This is a genomic window from Paenibacillus sp. J31R109 (assembly GCF_059692055.1).
The window spans coordinates 41,975-59,441 of record NZ_JCAUAR010000030.1 but is presented as its reverse complement, the minus strand read 5'-3'; the positions used below and the strand labels follow the sequence as shown (position 1 = coordinate 59,441).

Below are 17,467 nucleotides of genomic sequence, written 5' to 3'. Positions count from 1 at the left end.
CTTGCATGTATTAGGCACGCCGCCAGCGTTCGTCCTGAGCCAGGATCAAACTCTCCATAATAGAAAGATGACTTGCTCATTTGAAGCTAGCGAGATTTTGCAATCTCATTTTATAGTCGATTACTCGACTGTGCTTACTCACTCGTTGTTCAGTTTTCAAAGATCAATTTCTTTCGTTGTTGTTCGTCATCCGTTTAGCGGCGACTTTTTAAATATATCACAGTACCACTGATGATTGCAAGTCTTTTTTTCTTAAGATTTTCGAGAACATCTTAGTTGATAAGACTCGCTCGCTTCGTTTCGAAGTGACGAGTTATAAAATAACATAGATAGAGAGGGTAAGTCAAGCACTTACCCCCTATTTTTTTTGAGCTTGGTAATTACGGTTTCTGGCATACTTCGATATTTCCTTCGGCGTAGCTAAACGGGCATACATCCGAAAGATAACCTTATATCTAGATTCTATAGCTCCCTTTATCTCTTGATCAATTCTCTTGTCATTGAGATCGAATAGCATTTCGTCTAGTTCTTTACGTAATACATAATCTAATTCTCTGCATTCTCTCTCATTGAACAAAAATCCGAGCATACATCCATCCAAACCCCTCTCGACTGTAGAGATTCATGGCACTAACAGTTTGTTAGACAGATCAGGAAGGGCTTTCCTGCCCTTCTTCATTTCCGCCTTATTGTTATGCTCAGATTTTGCCAGTTTTATGACAATGAGATTGAAAATATTTTACAAATGCACCAACCAGTAGGTAAGCGTACTTTCAATAATGGCTGCAATAAACAACAAGACGACAATTCCAATGCTAAGCGGTTTGGTTAGTTGGAGGATTCTCTTCATTTCAAGGCGAGCACTTCGTTTCTCCGCAGGCACAAGCAGTTGCAACCCCATTTTCCAAACTAACATTCCTAACTTCAATCCATATGCACAGGCAAGTAGTATAACAGGAATTTCAATGATACCGTGTGGCAGTATCCCCTTCACAACTATGGCTAATGTACTTTCATTCGTCTGCAAAGACAGTACATAACCTAGAATCATCCCATTTGCAATCAGCATAAAGAGAGGAAGTATACCTAGGAATAATCCACAAAAAACAATAAGTACGGATTTAATTGCGTTGTTTAAGAAGATAAAAATAAACAGCCAAACCTGCGGATTCTCTTTGCCGCTTATTGATTTTATCATAGGTTGGAGTCCTTCTAACTGCTTTTCCAAGAAGTGTGAAAACTGCTCAGAGTTTGCCCACCCCATATAGAAACTAAAACCAAACACAAGCACTACTACAATAAAATAATGCTTCATTTCTTTGAAATGTCTAAGCAAAACCTGAAAATTCATTCTCTAATTCCTCCAATTTCGGAAGCATAAGTACCCTGTGTACGAGCATACATTATTTACTAAAGGTAATACAAGCTCTCTAATAATTGCTTAACATAAAGGAGGTACAAGCTATTCATGAACTACTTTTTTGTAATCAACGCACGTAAATTCAAACAATACTTGTTCATCGCTCTTGCCATTATCTTCTCCGCGGCTATTATCTATTCCGAACAGAGTAATGTATCTGTCTTCATGAACTCTGAGCCTTCAGCCATTTACAGTGTACAAACCGAGAAGAAAGTTATCGCCCTTACTTTTGATATCTCCTGGGGGGACACACGCGCTGAACCCATCTTGAAAATCCTAAAAGACAACGGTGTTAAAGATGCAACTTTCTTCTTATCTTCCCCTTGGAGCAAGAGCCATCCCGACATTGTTTCCCACATCAAGAGCTATGGATTTGAAATTGGCAGCCACGGGAATAAATTCGACAACTACAGCTCACTCAGTGACGAAGAAATCCGAAACGAGATCTCAACAGCACATGGCATTTTAACTGAATTAGTCGGAAAAGAACCGAATCTCATTCGTTTACCTAATGGTGATTTTGACAAACGTGTACTACGAATCGCTGATGATCTTGGCTACTCCGTTATTCAATGGGATACCGACTCACAGGATTGGCTCAATAAAGGTGTCGACACCATTGTGAACCGAGTTGTCAGCAAAGCGCACCCTGGAGATATCGTCCTCCTACATGCTAGTGACTCCTCTCAACAAACACATGAGGCTTTACCAATAATCATCCAGCAGCTTCGAGCAAAAGGCTATCAATTCGTGAGCGTTAGCGAACTTATTAAACAGACTCAAGTCGATACAACCCCCGTTGAGGATCAAGCCATGAAACAAATCCATTGAAATATGACAAATAGATAAGAAAAAAGAGCTAATTTAATTAGCTCTTTTTGTTATCCAATATCTTATGTAGCGTCAGAATTTGCCATGCATTACAAACGAATAAAGGTGCCAACATAAATAGACTTGATGCTGCGTTATCCAGTTTTAAAGCGGGTACAGCCTCAAGAATAGTTACTGCAGTCATGAAAAATAAAGTAGGTATGAATGCATTCTTATTTGTCATTTTGACCTTCCAATAGCTAACTGCTAAAGAAATCGCAAGTACGCATACAGGCAAAATGAAGTATCCAAGTAATGATTCCGAGCTGTTAAAATTCGTCTTTCTCAAGTACACAAGGTCGAATAGTACTACGATGACAACGGTAAGCTGTATAAGATCCCAAACTGTTTTGGAACGTATAATACCTACAGCAATGAACCTAACAATTAAATAAGCGAAGAAGCCCATTTGACTTAACACGCTTATGGTAGCCCCACCAAGAATCATATTGACCAGGTTAAATCCAACGGCTGATAATCCCATGACAGAAAATTCTTTGTCTGAAAATTGAAGAATAAGTCCAATCACAGTGGATACAACCACACCTAATACTAGTGTTGTCCAAAACAAGTGAAACCATTTACGTAACGTCACGTTTAATTACCTCCACAAATCAACTCTAATTGTTAATTGTACCAACCTTTACGATAAAAAGCCAATAATGTCCCCTTATATTCTGACCCTAACCACACATACTAACACCATTAAAGTTAAGGGAAGGGAGCATGTAGTTATGTTAAAGACAAGACTTAGAAAACTTCAGGTCCTACCGGTCATATCAATGGCTTTTCTCCTGGCTTCATGTGGCACCGATAATTCTTCACAAGGACAATCCCAAGCTAATACGTACAAAGAACAGAAGACAATGATCTTAGATATCCTTAAATCTGACGACGGTAAAAAAGCCATCAGTGCTGCTAATCGAAGTATAATGAATGGCGATGTTGGGACGAATAGCATTGGGGGTCAATCCCAAATCAAACTACTCTCTGCGAATGAATCCCTCCAGCTGCAAATGGCTGTTAAGGATGTACTGACAGCAAAGGAAAATAATATGTTTTTGACTGACATGATGAAGGATCCTAAGTTCGCAGGTGACTTCGCTATGGCCATTCAAAAGGAAACGAAACAAATGTTCAAGGAATTACTGAAGGATCCTACTTACCAGAAATCATTAATTGATGTCATGAAAAATCCGGACTATGAAAAGATGGTTCTTGATGTCATGAAGACAGCACCGTACCGTCAGCAAATGATGACCGTCATGGAAGAATCCATTCAGAGCCCACTCTTCCGGGCACAATTGGTGGAATTACTCAAGTCTGCAATTGCTCAACAAAGCAAACCCGATCAAATGCCTTCAGCGAAAAGCACAGAGAAGAGTGAAGATAAATCGAAAGAAGAAGGTGACAAGAAGGAAGACGGAGGAGATGAAAAGAAGAAGGATGACTCCTCTGGGGATTCCGAGAAGCAAGGTGAGGAGAAGAAAGATGGCGGGTCCGATTCAGGTTCGTAAATTAAAAGGAAGAGGTTGCAGATTTCCTCTGCTTCCTCTTCCTCTTTACTATTTTTCTAGCTTTGTAATGATTCTATCTGCGACTTCCAAATAGATTTGTCCAGCTTTGGATTCTGCTTTATACACAGATGGCGAGTAATCAATTTCGGATATGTGGTTATCTGGAGCTCCTAATGGAATTTGCGCTAACAGCTCACTGTGTAAATCTTCTGCAAGCTTAGCTCCTCCACCTTTACCAAAAATGTAATCAATACTGCCATCCTTACTTTCGTAATAGGACATGTTTTCAACAATACCTAGAATTTCATGGTTTGTTTGAATAGCCATAGCGCCTGCTCTAGCAGCTACAAATGCAGCTGTGGCATGCGGTGTCGTAATAATGACTTCTTTACTTTGTGGGATTAGCTGATGTACATCTAACGCAACATCCCCAGTACCTGGAGGAAGGTCTAGTAGGATGTACTCCACATCCCCCCAATTAACTTCATTGAAGAAATTGCGCAGCATTTTACCGAGCATGGGTCCACGCCATACAACAGGTGCATTATCTTGAACAAAGAACCCCATTGATATTACTTTTACCCCGAATTTCTCTACAGGAATAATCACATTCTCAACAAGTTGCGGCTGCTCTTCAATCCCCATCATATCCGGAATACTAAAGCCATAGATGTCAGCGTCGATAATTCCTACCTTTTTCCCTTTTCGAGCTAAGGCAACTGCTAGATTCACCGTGACGGTTGATTTGCCGACGCCACCTTTACCACTCGCAACTGCGATAAACTCAACCGTAGAGGATTGTCCAAGAATCGGTTGCTGGATTGGAGGTTGAACAGGCTTCGGCGGTGTTGCTTGACCCGACTGTTGTTCAGAACCTTCCAAACGACTCCGCTCATGGTCAGTCATTAGTCTAAACCTGATATGGACTTGTGGTACTCCTATATGAGCTAACGATTGTTGAATGAATGCTTTGGCATGCTCCTTAAACCCTTCGTCCTCTGTAACGACGATTAGACTTAAAGATACCGCATCTTCCTTCACCATTACATCACGAATCAAATTTAATTCTACTACACTCTTTTTGAACTGAGGTTCTATTAGCGTATTCAACGCTTCTAGGATTTGATCTTTATGTACCATAGCCACATCACACCTTTATTGGGACATTGTCTTCGCGGCTTTAATTATAACACATTATGAAGCAGAACCCACTTTTTCCCCCGCAAAATATCTCAAGATCCCTTGATACACGGATGCAGCCAGCATCTTTTGATAATTGTTATCTGCTAGTAGTTTGGCCTCTTCGGGGTTAGAAAGGAAACCGACCTCTACAAGTGCACTTGGGACTTTCAATGTTTTCAACAAATACACCGTCTTATCAGCTAACTTGGCAACACGATCGGTATTCTCTAGATTACGTCTAAGTTCCGCTTGAATTAATGCCGCTAAGTTCGGATTGTCTGGATTATTTAAATAATAGAACGTTTGTGCGCCTCTCCATTTTTCAGAAGGTATACTGTTTAAATGAATGCTCAAAAACATATCAACATTATTGTTTTGGATCAAGTCTGCACGATTATGCAGATCTTGCGTCTTACGTTTGCTATAGCCTTTCGTGCCTGACTCAGCGAGGTCAGTATCCGTTTCTCTCGTCAAAACAACGATAGCACCGGCTTGTTGCAAATAATCACGTAGGCGCAGCGTAATGGCCAAGTTGATATCCTTTTCAATGATACCATCCTTGCTCTCCGCCCCGCCATCTGGCCCCCCATGACCAGCGTCTAGCGCAATTGTCTTGCCCGATAAAGGGAGTGTCCAATCCGACCATGTTTTCGTTGCAGGGAGCTCGTACGCATAAATAAAGACAACCAATGCAACCAACATGGCAGAAAGCAATAGCTTCATACTACTTTGAATGGTCAGCCAGACAACTAACCTTTTCTTCCTTTTGCGCATATAAAATACCACCTCTGTTTCCCTATAGACTCTGTAACATCTATATGGGACAGGGTGGACAAATATACCAGATAGAATCTGGTTATTCAGAATCTGGTTGACCAATGGAAGGCATTAACGCGCATTAAAAAATGTAAATTTCATGAACACAACAGCCAAAAATGCTAATTACTTACTTATGAAGACCACATTCTGTTTTTTCACTACTTGCCCAACGTCCAGCACGTGGATCTTCACCATCAGCAACCTGGCGTGTGCAATGTGTGCACCCAATACTCGGATAGTTGCGATCATGAAGTGGGTTATAGATCACATCATTATCACGGATATATTGCCATACATCTTCCGATGTCCAGTTAGCTAGAGGATTAAATTTGATTAGACCAAATTTCACATCGTACTCCACTTTCTTAGCGTTAGCACGCGTAGGTGCTTGATCGCGGCGAATTCCCGTAATCCAAGCATCATAGTTTCTAAGAATATCTGTTAAGGGATCAACTTTACGGATATTGCAGCATTTGTTAGCATCACTCTTCCATAGTTCGTCACCATGTTCCGCCGCTTGCTCTTCAAGCGTAAGTTTCGGCAAAACTTGAACAAACTTCGTACCATAGTGCTTTTCAAGACGCTCTTTTGTCTCGTATGTTTCGTCGAAGTGAACGTTTGTATCTAAATAAAAAATATCAACGTTAGGGTTAATTTTTTGCAGCATATCGACAAGCACAACGTCTTCTGCGCCAAAACTACATGCTAATGTCAAACTTCCGAATGTATCTACTGCAAGTTTCAACAGCGCCTCAGGCGACTGATCTTCGAATTCTTCCGCTGCTTTCGTTACAAATGCTTCTTTTTCAAATAGATTCATTGTACGATTCCTCCAATAGTCGATAATCCCGACTGCTATTGTATGATTTATCTCTAATTATATCCGACTTCTGTAAGGAGTCAATGACTTATTACCATTTTGGTATTAACTTTATTATTCGAGGACGAAATCGGGATATATGGAGGTATAAAAAAAAGAAAAACCTTTCGCAGCATATGCCGAAAAGGTTTTTCTTGCGTGCCAAAGGCACATGATCTTAACGTTTGGAGAATTGAGGAGCACGACGTGCTGCTTTCAATCCGTATTTTTTACGCTCTTTCATACGGGAATCACGTGTTAAGAATCCTGCTTTTTTCAAGGATCCACGGTATTCTGGATCAGCTTTCAACAACGCACGGGAAATCCCGTGACGAATTGCGCCAGCTTGTCCGCTGATTCCGCCGCCATTTGCTAGAACTAGAACATCGTATTGACCGATTGTTTCAGTAAGAGCAAGTGGTTGTTTAACGATTAGTTTCAACGTTTCAAGACCAAAATACTCATCTAGATCACGTTTGTTGATAATGATGCGTCCTTCACCCGGTACTAAGCGCACGCGCGCTACCGAATGCTTACGACGACCCGTTCCATAATATTGAACTTGTGCCACGAAACGTTCCTCCTTATATTAACCGCGAAGATTCCAAACTTCTGGTTGTTGTGCTGTGTGCGGGTGCTCTGCTCCACCGTAGACTTTAAGCTTAGTTTTCAAGCTGTCGCCTAGACGGTTCTTAGGAAGCATACCATGAACTGCGAATTCGATCATACGATCAGGCTTAGTGTTAAGTAGATCCTGAGCGGAAGTCACTTTCAAACCACCTTGGTACATCGAGTGACGGTAGTACATTTTGTTTTGCATTTTCTTACCAGTAAGCTTAATTTGGGAAGCATTGATAACAACAACGAAATCACCAGTATCTACGTGTGGAGTGAACTCCGGTTTGTGCTTACCGCGGATAATGCTAGCAACTTCACTTGCAAGACGGCCAAGTGTTTGGCCTGCAGCGTCAACAATGTACCATTTACGCTCAACTTCATTTGGCTTAGCCATATATGTGGTGCGCATGCTTAATCCTCCTAAAAATATATCTGAAATACATAAGTTATAGTTGTGTTAAATTAACATAAGCGATGGATTGTTATGGTCATTTTGTGATCAGGGGCTGTGGGGTATCCGATCACGAAACGCCAAGTTATATTTTACACGATAACGTCCTAAGAATCAAGTGCTGTTGTCAACTTTTTAATAGTCAACTTTCCACAGGGTCAAACCCATAGCTTCGGCAGTAGGGCCCGCCTGAGAGCGATCTCTGGCCTCGAGAACACGTTGCATATCGCTAGATGGTCTCTTACCTTCACCGATCTGAATCAACGTCCCTACGATGATCCTCACCATGTTATAAAGAAAACCATTACCTGTTATAATCAACCGAATACGATCTACTTTACCAGTCGCCACCAACTCGTCGGATTCCGTCACCATACGAACCTCATACAAGGTTCTCACTTTGATTTCCTTATCCGTTCTCACTGTGCAAAACGAAGTAAAATCATGCTCACCAAGCAGGCAAGGGAGCGCCTCTCTCATGGCTTCCACATTTAGATGTGTGGGGTGATGATACTCGAAGTTGCGGTGAAAGACATCAGGGAAGCGCGCCGAACGAATCGTATAACAATACGTTTTACGTTTCGCGGCTTTGCGAGAGTGAAAAGTAGGGGGAACTTCTTCCGCTGTATGTGCGACGATGTCCCTGGGTAGTCTAGCATTTAGAGCTAAGCACCATCGTTGCACTGGAATCTTAGAACTCGTTGTAAAATTAATAACTTGCGCTTTCGCATGAACACCGGCGTCTGTACGCCCTGATGAAATGACTTTCACCGTCTCACCTGTCAACAAGAAGACAGCCTGCTCTAACCGATATTGAACCGTGTCTGATTTCGGCTGTATCTGGAAGCCAGAATAAGATGTGCCATCGTAACTTATGGTAAAGCGTAGATTTCTCAAGGCTTGTTCCTCCATGAGACATCCTTTCTACCTAGTTCAAGTTGCTTCCGCAACTCTTTTCACTAGAATGCAATCCAAGACTGCAAAAAAAGGGCTTCACCAGAATCTAGTGATTCCGTCCACCCTTTCCCATCCGTCTTCTATGCGCGATCTACTAGCTCTAGGTAAACCATTGGTGCTGCGTCACCGCGGCGTGGTCCCAGTTTAAGGATACGTGTGTATCCGCCTGGACGCTCGGAGTAGCGAGTAGCCAAATCAGAGAATAGTTTTTGAATCGCATCTTGATTTTCGTTAGCAGCTTCTCTACGAACAAAAGCAGCAACCTGACGGCGTGCGTGAAGATCTCCGCGTTTCGCAAGAGTAATTAACTTCTCAGCGATTGAACGAATTTCTTTAGCTTTTGCTTCTGTTGTTTGAATGCGCTCATGTATGAACAGATCCGTTACCAGATCACGAAATAATGCTTTACGATTACTGGAATCGCGGTTCAATTTTCTGTAGTTCATTGAGTTAACCTCCTTCTGACAAGACTATTCCTCAGTACGTAGACCCAAACCAAGCTCTTCGAGCTTCTCTTGAACTTCTTCAAGTGATTTGCGACCTAAGTTCCGAACTTTCATCATGTCTTCTTCTGTTTTGGTAATCAGCTCTTGTACGGTATTAATCCCTGCACGTTTGAGACAGTTGTAAGAGCGAACGGAAAGATCTAGTTCTTCGATCGTCATCTCAAGAACTTTTTCTTTCTTATCTTCTTCTTTTTCAACCATAATCTCAGCGTCTTTTGCTTCATCCGTCAAACCGACGAACAAGAGCAAATGTTCAGTTAAGATTTTCGCGCCCAAGCTTACTGCTTCTTCTGGTCGAATACTTCCATCGGTCCACACTTCGAGAGTCAATTTATCATAGTTAGTCACTTGACCGACGCGAGTATTCTCAATTGCGTAGTTTACCCGAGTAATAGGCGTGTAGATTGAATCAATTGGAATAACACCAATTGGTTGTTCTTCATGCTTATTTTTGTCTGACTGGACGTAACCGCGCCCTCTGCCCGCATGAATCCTCATGTGAAGACGTGCATCTGGAGACAAGGTAGCGATGTGTAGATCCGGGTTAAGGATTTCCACGTCACTATCACCACGGATATCAGCCGCAGTAATATTACCTTCTCCTTCTGCATCAATTTCTAGCACTTTCTCCTCATCGGAGTGAATCTTCAACGACAAGCCTTTGAGATTAAGGATAATTTCCGTAACATCCTCAAGCACGCCAGGAATCGTTGAAAATTCGTGCAAAACGCCATCGATTTGGACAGAGGTTACTGCTGCCCCCGGCAAGGAGGACAGTAAGATACGACGTAGTGAGTTTCCTAAGGTTGTACCGTAGCCACGCTCCAAAGGCTCAATGATAAATCTACCATAAGCGCCATCTTCACTTAATGCTACAGTTTCTATTTTTGGCTTTTCGATCTCGATCATGAAATGTACCCTCCATTCAATACGTCGGTTCCCTCTGGATACTTCGTTGATAATTTCATAGTACGCCTATCCTTCAATCCATTATTCACGGATTTGGAATAATTATACTACAAAGTGATCCTGAATTATACGCGACGACGTTTTGGAGGACGGCAGCCATTATGAGGAACCGGAGTCACGTCTTTAATCAGGTTTACTTCAAGACCTGCTGCTTGCAAAGAGCGGATTGCTGCTTCGCGGCCAGCCCCTGGACCTTTAACCATAACTTCAACAGTTTTCAAGCCGTGCTCCATTGCTGCTTTAGCTGCTTTTTCAGCTGCCATTTGTGCTGCGAAAGGAGTACTTTTACGGGAACCTTTGAATCCAAGGTTTCCTGAACTTGCCCAAGAAATTGCGTTACCATGCGGATCCGTGATCGTTACGATCGTGTTGTTAAATGTTGAACGGATGTGTGCTACACCGCTCTCAATATTTTTCCGGTCACGACGTTTCGTACGGACGACTTTTTTAGGTTTTGCCATTAGCTCTAACCCCCTTTATTATTTCTTCTTATTAGCTACTGTACGACGAGGACCTTTACGTGTACGAGCATTAGTTTTAGTACGTTGACCACGAACAGGAAGACCACGGCGGTGACGAAGACCACGGTAGGATCCGATTTCGATTAGACGTTTGATGTTAAGGGAAATTTCACGGCGAAGATCGCCTTCTACTTTAAGGGTTTTGTCAATTACATCACGGATTTTGCTCACTTCATCTTCAGTCAAGTCACGAACGCGAGTACTCGCATCGATACCTGTGGAAGCAATGATTTTCTGAGCAGTTGTAGTGCCGATACCGAAAATGTAAGTCAACGCGATTACAACTCGTTTGTCACGAGGTAAGTCAACTCCAGCTAAACGTGCCATCTACAGAATGCACCTCCTTTTAACCTTGTTTTTGTTTGTGCTTAGGTGTTTCACAAATTACCATTACTTTGCCTTTACGGCGAATAACTTTACATTTCTCACAAATCGGTTTTACTGACGGTCTTACTTTCATTTTAAGCCCTCCTTTTCATCGTAAGCAACCATGTTGCGTTTTCGTTAGAAAACTTGCTTCGTAAGCATACGTCTTGAGAGAGTATTACTTCTAAGCCGAACATTTATTTGAAACGGTAGGTTATACGGCCTCTCGTCAAATCATAAGGCGATAATTCTACGGTAACCTTATCTCCAGGCAAAATGCGGATAAAATGCATTCTGATCTTTCCTGAAACATGGGCTAGGATTTTATGACCATTTTCCAATTCAACTTTAAACATTGCATTCGGAAGAGGTTCAATCACTGTACCTTCTACTTCAATTACATCTTCTTTGGCCACAGTCATTCTCCTTTCTCTTGTGCTTCACCTTGCATAAGCTCAACGAATTTGGCGATTGCAAAGCGCAATTTTCCATTAGTCACACGGCCTGTATCCCTAATGCTGGACGCTACTTCACTGCTAATCGTTTCTTGTAAATGAAGATGGTTCAGGTTCTTCTTCTTCGGTTGATCAAATTTGCGATTAGCGCCGTCGGCAAGCCAGACAAAGCGATCATCGACAAGACCGATCACGACCGCATATTCTCCGGGATCTCTACCGCGAAGCACCTTTACGATTTGACCCACTTGCGGAATCTTACTATCCACTCAATTCACCTACGATCTAGGCAAAGTTAATATTTCATAACCAGCTGCCGTAATAGCAACCGTATGTTCGAAATGAGCACATAGGGTACGATCCGTAGTGACGACAGTCCAATCGTCTTCGAGTGTTTGGACAAATCTTTCGCCAACAACCACCATGGGTTCAATGGCTAGGACCATGCCTGGTTTGAGCCTGGGACCTTTGTCAGGAATACCATAGTTTGGAATTTGAGGTTCTTCGTGAAGATCCGTTCCAATACCATGACCGACATACTCTATAACCACGGAGAAGCCTGCGTCTTCAATACAAGTTTGGATTGCATGCGACAACGTGTAGAGTCTAGCATCCGGTTTAGCTTCTGCAATGCCTCGATAGAGTGATTCTTCTGTTACTTTCAGCAAACGCTGAGCAGTTTCAGAAATTTCACCGACAGGATATGTCCAAGCAGAATCTCCATGATAACCTTTATATTGAGCACCAATATCAATACTGATAATGTCGCCCTCAACGAGCTTTCTTGGACCAGGAATACCATGAACTAATTCTTCGTTGACTGAAGCACATATGCTTCCAGGAAAACCATTGTAACCTTTGAAAGATGGAATTGCTCCCTGACTGCGAATGAATTCCTCTGCGATCTGATCAAGTTCTTTCGTTGTAATGTTCGGACGAATCGCCCTTGCCAATAAGCGGTGCGTTTCGGCTACGATACGACCAGCTTCTCGCATTAGGTCTAGTTCAACCTCGGACTTACAAATGATCATTACGCTAGACCTCGTAGCAGTGAGCTAATTTGTTCAGTTACCGCATGAATGTCTTGTTCCCCGTTAACCTCACGCAATAATTCCCTCTTTTGGTAGTAATCCAGAAGCGGAGCCGTTTTGTTGATATATTCATCCAAACGTGTTCCGACTTTCTCTTCCGTATCATCAGATCGTTGGTACAACTCACCGGAACATTTATCGCATACGCCTTCTTGCTGAGGTGGGTTGAAGATGACATGATACGTAGAACCACAGGATTTACAAATTCTTCGGCCAGTTAGTCGTGCTAACAGATAACTGCGATCAACAGCTAGATTGATAACAATCTCAATCTTCTTACCGAGCGAATCTACGATTTCAGACAATGCATCTGCTTGAGCTACCGTACGCGGAAACCCATCAAGCAAAAATCCTTTATCGCAATCCGGCTGAGCAAGACGCTCTTTCACAATACCGTTCGTAATTTCATCAGGAACTAAAAGTCCCTTATCAACATATCCTTTTGCTTCGATACCCATTGGAGTACCTTGGCTCATAGCTGCGCGGAACGCGTCGCCTGTCGAAATATGTGGAATTTGAAACTCAGAAACGATTTTCTCTGCTTGCGTACCTTTGCCTGCACCAGGAGGCCCCATAAATATTACGTTCACAATTAAAACCTCCCCATCGCACTCGGCATTACGAACAGCACAATAGGTGCCGATGTCGCAGAACTTGCCCCATCAGAACCTATTAGCTATTTATTGATGAACCCTTTGTAATGACGCTTAATCAATTGGCTCTCGATTTGCTTCATTGTCTCAAGACCAACGCCTACTACGATAAGTAAAGATGTACCACCTATTTGAACCGAACTAGGCAATCCAGCAAGTCCTCCAAATAGCATTGGAAGAATAGAAATTGCTGAGAGAAACAGAGCTCCAGAAAGAGTAATTCTAGTCATTACGCGTGTCAGATAAGTTGAAGTTGTTTTACCTGGTCTGATACCTGGTATGTAACCGCCATTCTTCTTCATCTGATCAGCCATTTGAACTGGATTAATTTGTACGAAGGTGTAGAAGTAGGTGAAACCAATAATCAGCAGTACATAAAGTACAATCGCTAATGGTGCAGTTTGGTTAATACTTAAGTTGTTAATAATCCATTCTGCAACTACATTTCCTCTCCAGTAACTTGCAATGGTTGGAGGAAACATCAAAAGTGACAATGCGAAGATTACGGGGATAACACCAGCAGCATTCACTTTAAGTGGAATGTGTGTTGTTTGACCACCATACATTTTACGGCCAACTACTCGCTTCGCATATTGTACAGGTATCTTGCGAACACCTTGTTGTACGAATATAACGCCAGCAATAATCAGGATAACAACTAAAGCAATAATGATAAGTTTTACAATGTTCAGGAACAAAGCTCCATCGGTTGCAAAGAGTGATTTGTAGATTTGTTGAATGCTTGTTGGAATCGCAGAGACGATCCCAGCAAAGATGATTATGGAAATACCGTTACCGATTCCGTACTCCGTGATTTGCTCACCTAGCCACATCAAGAAAGCTGTACCAGCGGTCAATACGATAGCGATTAAAGCGAAAGTTGTAAAGCCGGAATCAATTACTAAACCACTGTATAGGCGGTTAAAGCCGATTGATAAACCGAAAGCTTGAATCAACCCTAGAACAATCGTACCGTAACGAGTCACCTGCGTCATTTTCTTTCTTCCGACATCTCCTTCTTTCGCCCATTGCGCAAAGCGCGGGATGACATCCATGGACAAAAGCTGAACAATGATCGAAGCCGTGATATAAGGCATAATTCCCATCGCGAAGATGGAGAATTGGAAGAGCGCGCCGCCGGAGAACGTGTTAAGCAAACCAAAGACATCGCTCTGATTCGCTTGATCTTGAAGTTTCAAAACATCTGTATTAATGTTTGGAACCGGGATGAACGCTCCCAAACGGTAGACGATTAGCAAGATAAGCGTGAAGAGAATCCTTCTGCGTAAATCTTCTACTTTGAAGATGTTGGCTATGGTATTGAACATTAAATCACCTCGGTTTGACCGCCGGCAGCTTGGATTTTCTCAATCGCTGATTGAGAGAACTTGTTCGCTTTAACGGTTAATTTTACTGTAATTTCACCGTTTCCTAAAATCTTAATACCGTCTTTAGGAGCTTTAACAATACCAGTCTCCATCAATACTTCTGGAGTTACTTCAGTACCAGCTGCGAAGTTGTTCAAATCTTCAAGATTAACGATCGCGTACTCCGTACGGAAACGGTTCGTGAATCCACGTTTAGGTAAACGACGGTACAATGGGTTTTGTCCACCCTCAAATCCAGGACGAACGCCTCCACCGGAACGTGCGTTTTGACCTTTATGTCCGCGAGATGATGTTTTACCCATACCACTACTTGTTCCACGTCCAACACGTTTAGGTGATTTACGAGCGCCAGTAGCAGAGCTTAGCTCATGTAACTTCATCGTTGCACACCTCCTCTAGATCTTAAATTCTTATTTCTATGCTTCGATTTCTTTAACTTCTACCAAATGGCTCACTTGATTAACCATACCTCTGATAGCTGCATTATCTTGGTGAAGAACAGTTTGGTTCAACTTACGTAGACCAAGTGTTTTCACAGTAATGCGTTGCGTTTCAGGGCGGCCGATCAAGCTGCGTTTTAGGGTAACTTGTAATTGTTTAGCCATGTTTACCCCTCCTAACCTAATAGCTCTTGAACAGTTTTACCGCGAAGCTTTGCAACTTCTTCCGCTTTTTTCAAGCGGCTCAAGCCTTCAAGCGTAGCGTTAACCATGTTCATGGAGTTCGATGAACCTAGGGATTTTGTCAAGATATCGCCTACACCAGCAAGTTCAAGTACTGCACGAACTGGTCCGCCTGCGATAACTCCTGTACCTTGGGATGCTGGTTTCAATAGAACGCGTCCCGCGCCAAATTTACCAGTAACAAGGTGAGGAATCGAAGTGCCTACGATAGGAACATGGATCAAGTTCTTTTTCGCATCTTCAATGCCTTTACGGATTGCATCTGGAACTTCGGAAGCTTTACCGATTCCTGCACCAACCCAGCCATTGCCATCGCCAACGACAACAAGTGCGCTGAAGCTGAAACGACGTCCGCCTTTTACTACTTTAGCTACGCGATTAATATTTACGACTTTTTCTGTTAGCTCTAAAGTATTAGGATCTACACGCAAGTCTTTTACCTCCTTATTAATGTATTTCTAGAATTCAAGTCCAGCTTCACGAGCTGCATCAGCCAATGCTTGAACACGTCCATGATAAAGGTATCCACCGCGGTCGAAAACCACTTGAACTACACCTTTTTCTTTCGCACGTGCTGCAATCAATGCGCCAACTTTACGAGCAGCTTCAACGTTTCCACCGTTACCTACTTCACTTTTAAGCTCTTTATCTTGAGTTGATGCAGCAACGATAGTTGCACCAGTTGTATCGTCGATAAGTTGAGCATACATATGTTTGGAAGAACGGAAAATGTTCAAGCGTGGGCGAAGAGTTGTACCTTCAATTTTCTTACGAACACGAAGGTGTCTTTTCAGACGAGCTTTATTTTTATCGCTTTTAGTAATCATCTATACTTACACTCCTTTCATCATCTTATGATGCGAGGCCTATGCTTACGTAGCAAGTTCTCATAAGAAAACTTTTAGCTATTACCCGCGATCTTTCGATCTTATTTCTTCTTACCAGCTTTACCTTCTTTACGAAGAATGCGTTCGCCTTCATACTTAATACCTTTACCTTTATACGGCTCTGGTTCACGTACGGAACGAACTTTCGCTGCCATTGCGCCAACTAGCTCTTTATCAATACCTCTAACGATGATTTTCGTGTTCGTAGGAACATCGAATTCAATACCGTTTTCAGGATTGATCTCAACTGGATGGGAGTACCCAACGTTAAGAACTAATTTGTCACCGCTTTTGTTTGCACGGTAACCAACGCCTACTAGATCCAACGATTTCGTGAACCCTTCCGTAACACCACTTACCATGTTAGCAACAACACTACGTGTTGTACCATGCAGGGAACGGTGGAGTTTGTTATCGGAAGGACGCTCAACGGAAATCTCGTTATCTAGAACGTTTACTTTCATATCAGTATGAAGTACACGGGATAGGGAACCTTTAGGTCCGCTAATCGTGATTTGAGTATTGTCTAGTGTTACATTTACACCACTTGGAATGGTGATTGGTTTACGACCAATACGAGACATGTTTGCACCTCCATTCAATTACAATTGTATTACCAAACGTAGCAGATAACCTCTCCGCCAGCTTTGGATTGACGAGCATCTTTATCCGTCATAACTCCTTGAGACGTGGAGATGATGGCAATCCCTAATCCGCCCAGAACACGAGGGACTTCTTGTGATTTAGTGTAAACGCGTAGACCTGGTTTCGAAATTCTTTTCAAACCAGAGATAACACGCTCATTGTTTGAACCATATTTCAGGAACAAACGAATGATACCTTGTTTGCTATCTTGAACGTACTCAGCATCACGGATAAATCCTTCTTTTTTAAGGATTTCAGCGATTTCCCTCTTCACTTTTGAAGCTGGGATTTCAACTGTCTCATGACGTACGATGTTCGCATTACGAATGCGTGTTAGCATATCTGCAATTGGATCTGACATGACCATTTTGTGTAAACCTCCTTCCCGAAAATAGGGTGATTACCAGCTTGCTTTTTTCACGCCTGGAATCTGACCTTTGTGTGCTAATTCGCGGAAACAAATCCGACAAATTTTGAACTTGCGAAGCACGGAATGCGGACGCCCGCAGCGCTCACAACGTGTGTATGCCTGCACTTTAAACTTCGGGGCACGCTGTTGCTTGATTTTCATCGAAGTTTTTGCCACTTAATATAACACCTCCTGATAGGT

28 protein-coding genes and 1 rRNA gene are annotated in these 17,467 nt (G+C 42.4%); 2 read left to right on the top strand and 27 right to left on the bottom strand.

Translation table 11 applies throughout. The features are described 5' to 3' along the window. The 3 genes from AC58QT_RS34225 to AC58QT_RS34215 all read right to left on the bottom strand — a co-directional run. Nucleotides 1–61, bottom strand: a 16S ribosomal RNA gene (locus AC58QT_RS34225); the annotation flags it as partial. A gap of 297 nt (nt 62–358) precedes the next feature. Further along, on the bottom strand, nt 359–589 hold the full coding sequence (locus AC58QT_RS34220; protein WP_056618222.1) for a hypothetical protein: 231 nt from the start codon (nt 587–589) through the stop codon (nt 359–361). A 150-nt stretch (nt 590–739) separates the two neighbouring features. After that, nucleotides 740–1,351 (bottom strand): stage II sporulation protein M, encoded by a 612-nt coding sequence (locus AC58QT_RS34215; RefSeq protein ID WP_497412853.1) that lies wholly within the window; start codon nt 1,349–1,351, stop codon nt 740–742. A gap of 117 nt (nt 1,352–1,468) precedes the next feature. On the opposite strand from AC58QT_RS34215, the gene pdaB reads away from it, so the two are divergent. Next, a complete protein-coding gene (gene pdaB, locus AC58QT_RS34210; RefSeq protein ID WP_497412852.1) occupies nt 1,469–2,251 on the top strand; it encodes a polysaccharide deacetylase family sporulation protein PdaB in 783 nt (260 codons plus the stop codon). 37 nt (nt 2,252–2,288) lie between these two features. Here the strand turns inward: pdaB and AC58QT_RS34205 are convergent, their stop codons facing one another. Then, nucleotides 2,289–2,885, bottom strand: coding sequence for a KinB-signaling pathway activation protein (locus AC58QT_RS34205; protein ID WP_310502655.1), 597 nt, complete (start codon nt 2,883–2,885; stop codon nt 2,289–2,291). 139 nt (nt 2,886–3,024) lie between these two features. Here AC58QT_RS34205 and gerD point away from each other — a divergent pair, with 139 nt between their 5' ends. After that, nucleotides 3,025–3,807, top strand: a complete 783-nt coding sequence (gerD, locus tag AC58QT_RS34200) for a spore germination lipoprotein GerD (protein WP_497412851.1) — start codon at nt 3,025–3,027, stop codon at nt 3,805–3,807. Between the two features lie 48 nt (nt 3,808–3,855). Here gerD and salA read toward each other — a convergent pair whose 3' ends face one another. From salA to AC58QT_RS34085, 23 genes are all read right to left on the bottom strand, one after another. Continuing rightward, entirely contained in the window at nt 3,856–4,947 is a 1,092-nt protein-coding gene (gene salA / locus AC58QT_RS34195; protein WP_497412850.1) for an iron-sulfur carrier protein/transcriptional regulator SalA, read from the bottom strand. A 54-nt stretch (nt 4,948–5,001) separates the two neighbouring features. Then, complete coding sequence (gene cwlD / locus AC58QT_RS34190) at nt 5,002–5,763, bottom strand: N-acetylmuramoyl-L-alanine amidase CwlD (protein ID WP_497412849.1); 762 nt, start codon at nt 5,761–5,763, stop codon at nt 5,002–5,004. A 172-nt stretch (nt 5,764–5,935) separates the two neighbouring features. Beyond that, nucleotides 5,936–6,628 (bottom strand): phosphoadenylyl-sulfate reductase, encoded by a 693-nt coding sequence (locus tag AC58QT_RS34185; RefSeq protein ID WP_497412848.1) that lies wholly within the window; start codon nt 6,626–6,628, stop codon nt 5,936–5,938. A 217-nt stretch (nt 6,629–6,845) separates the two neighbouring features. Beyond that, nucleotides 6,846–7,238: a 30S ribosomal protein S9 gene (gene rpsI, locus AC58QT_RS34180; RefSeq protein WP_057313444.1), complete on the bottom strand. Its 393-nt coding sequence runs from the start codon at nt 7,236–7,238 to the stop codon at nt 6,846–6,848. A gap of 18 nt (nt 7,239–7,256) precedes the next feature. Beyond that, complete coding sequence (gene rplM / locus AC58QT_RS34175; RefSeq protein WP_310502660.1) at nt 7,257–7,694, bottom strand: 50S ribosomal protein L13; 438 nt, start codon at nt 7,692–7,694, stop codon at nt 7,257–7,259. A gap of 177 nt (nt 7,695–7,871) precedes the next feature. Beyond that, the gene (gene truA / locus AC58QT_RS34170; RefSeq protein WP_497412847.1) at nt 7,872–8,633 is read right to left on the bottom strand and encodes a tRNA pseudouridine(38-40) synthase TruA; all 762 of its coding nucleotides are present in this window, start codon (nt 8,631–8,633) and stop codon (nt 7,872–7,874) included. A gap of 140 nt (nt 8,634–8,773) precedes the next feature. Continuing rightward, a complete protein-coding gene (rplQ, locus tag AC58QT_RS34165) occupies nt 8,774–9,139 on the bottom strand; it encodes a 50S ribosomal protein L17 (RefSeq protein ID WP_057304263.1) in 366 nt (121 codons plus the stop codon). A gap of 24 nt (nt 9,140–9,163) precedes the next feature. After that, nucleotides 9,164–10,108: a DNA-directed RNA polymerase subunit alpha gene (locus AC58QT_RS34160; protein WP_056618255.1), complete on the bottom strand. Its 945-nt coding sequence runs from the start codon at nt 10,106–10,108 to the stop codon at nt 9,164–9,166. Between the two features lie 125 nt (nt 10,109–10,233). After that, nucleotides 10,234–10,629 (bottom strand): 30S ribosomal protein S11, encoded by a 396-nt coding sequence (gene rpsK / locus AC58QT_RS34155; RefSeq protein WP_028557470.1) that lies wholly within the window; start codon nt 10,627–10,629, stop codon nt 10,234–10,236. An 18-nt stretch (nt 10,630–10,647) separates the two neighbouring features. Further along, nucleotides 10,648–11,016, bottom strand: coding sequence for a 30S ribosomal protein S13 (rpsM, locus tag AC58QT_RS34150; RefSeq protein ID WP_028557471.1), 369 nt, complete (start codon nt 11,014–11,016; stop codon nt 10,648–10,650). Between the two features lie 19 nt (nt 11,017–11,035). Then, nucleotides 11,036–11,149: a 50S ribosomal protein L36 gene (gene rpmJ, locus AC58QT_RS34145; RefSeq protein ID WP_171632730.1), complete on the bottom strand. Its 114-nt coding sequence runs from the start codon at nt 11,147–11,149 to the stop codon at nt 11,036–11,038. Nucleotides 11,150–11,252: 103 nt separating this feature from the next. Beyond that, complete coding sequence (infA, locus tag AC58QT_RS34140) at nt 11,253–11,471, bottom strand: translation initiation factor IF-1 (RefSeq protein WP_009676800.1); 219 nt, start codon at nt 11,469–11,471, stop codon at nt 11,253–11,255. Nucleotides 11,472–11,473: 2 nt separating this feature from the next. Further along, the gene (locus tag AC58QT_RS34135; protein ID WP_497412846.1) at nt 11,474–11,779 is read right to left on the bottom strand and encodes a hypothetical protein; all 306 of its coding nucleotides are present in this window, start codon (nt 11,777–11,779) and stop codon (nt 11,474–11,476) included. Nucleotides 11,780–11,788: 9 nt separating this feature from the next. Beyond that, on the bottom strand, nt 11,789–12,541 hold the full coding sequence (gene map, locus AC58QT_RS34130; RefSeq protein ID WP_497289193.1) for a type I methionyl aminopeptidase: 753 nt from the start codon (nt 12,539–12,541) through the stop codon (nt 11,789–11,791). Continuing rightward, nucleotides 12,541–13,191: an adenylate kinase gene (locus AC58QT_RS34125; RefSeq protein ID WP_497289192.1), complete on the bottom strand. Its 651-nt coding sequence runs from the start codon at nt 13,189–13,191 to the stop codon at nt 12,541–12,543. The genes map and AC58QT_RS34125 overlap by 1 nt, the downstream gene beginning before the upstream one ends. An 86-nt stretch (nt 13,192–13,277) precedes the next feature. Further along, entirely contained in the window at nt 13,278–14,582 is a 1,305-nt protein-coding gene (gene secY, locus AC58QT_RS34120) for a preprotein translocase subunit SecY (protein ID WP_310502665.1), read from the bottom strand. Continuing rightward, entirely contained in the window at nt 14,582–15,022 is a 441-nt protein-coding gene (rplO, locus tag AC58QT_RS34115) for a 50S ribosomal protein L15 (RefSeq protein ID WP_310502666.1), read from the bottom strand. Before rplO ends, secY begins: the two co-directional genes overlap by 1 nt. Before the next feature lie 36 nt (nt 15,023–15,058). Then, nucleotides 15,059–15,247 (bottom strand): 50S ribosomal protein L30, encoded by a 189-nt coding sequence (rpmD, locus tag AC58QT_RS34110; RefSeq protein WP_310502667.1) that lies wholly within the window; start codon nt 15,245–15,247, stop codon nt 15,059–15,061. A gap of 11 nt (nt 15,248–15,258) precedes the next feature. Further along, on the bottom strand, nt 15,259–15,756 hold the full coding sequence (rpsE, locus tag AC58QT_RS34105) for a 30S ribosomal protein S5 (RefSeq protein ID WP_056618277.1): 498 nt from the start codon (nt 15,754–15,756) through the stop codon (nt 15,259–15,261). Nucleotides 15,757–15,783: 27 nt separating this feature from the next. After that, nucleotides 15,784–16,152, bottom strand: a complete 369-nt coding sequence (gene rplR, locus AC58QT_RS34100; protein WP_057313450.1) for a 50S ribosomal protein L18 — start codon at nt 16,150–16,152, stop codon at nt 15,784–15,786. 101 nt (nt 16,153–16,253) lie between these two features. Beyond that, a complete protein-coding gene (rplF, locus tag AC58QT_RS34095) occupies nt 16,254–16,796 on the bottom strand; it encodes a 50S ribosomal protein L6 (RefSeq protein ID WP_497412845.1) in 543 nt (180 codons plus the stop codon). A gap of 29 nt (nt 16,797–16,825) precedes the next feature. Further along, nucleotides 16,826–17,224: a 30S ribosomal protein S8 gene (gene rpsH, locus AC58QT_RS34090; protein ID WP_028557481.1), complete on the bottom strand. Its 399-nt coding sequence runs from the start codon at nt 17,222–17,224 to the stop codon at nt 16,826–16,828. A 33-nt stretch (nt 17,225–17,257) separates the two neighbouring features. Continuing rightward, on the bottom strand, nt 17,258–17,443 hold the full coding sequence (locus AC58QT_RS34085) for a type Z 30S ribosomal protein S14 (protein WP_126144086.1): 186 nt from the start codon (nt 17,441–17,443) through the stop codon (nt 17,258–17,260). Nucleotides 17,444–17,467: the final 24 nt, after the last annotated feature.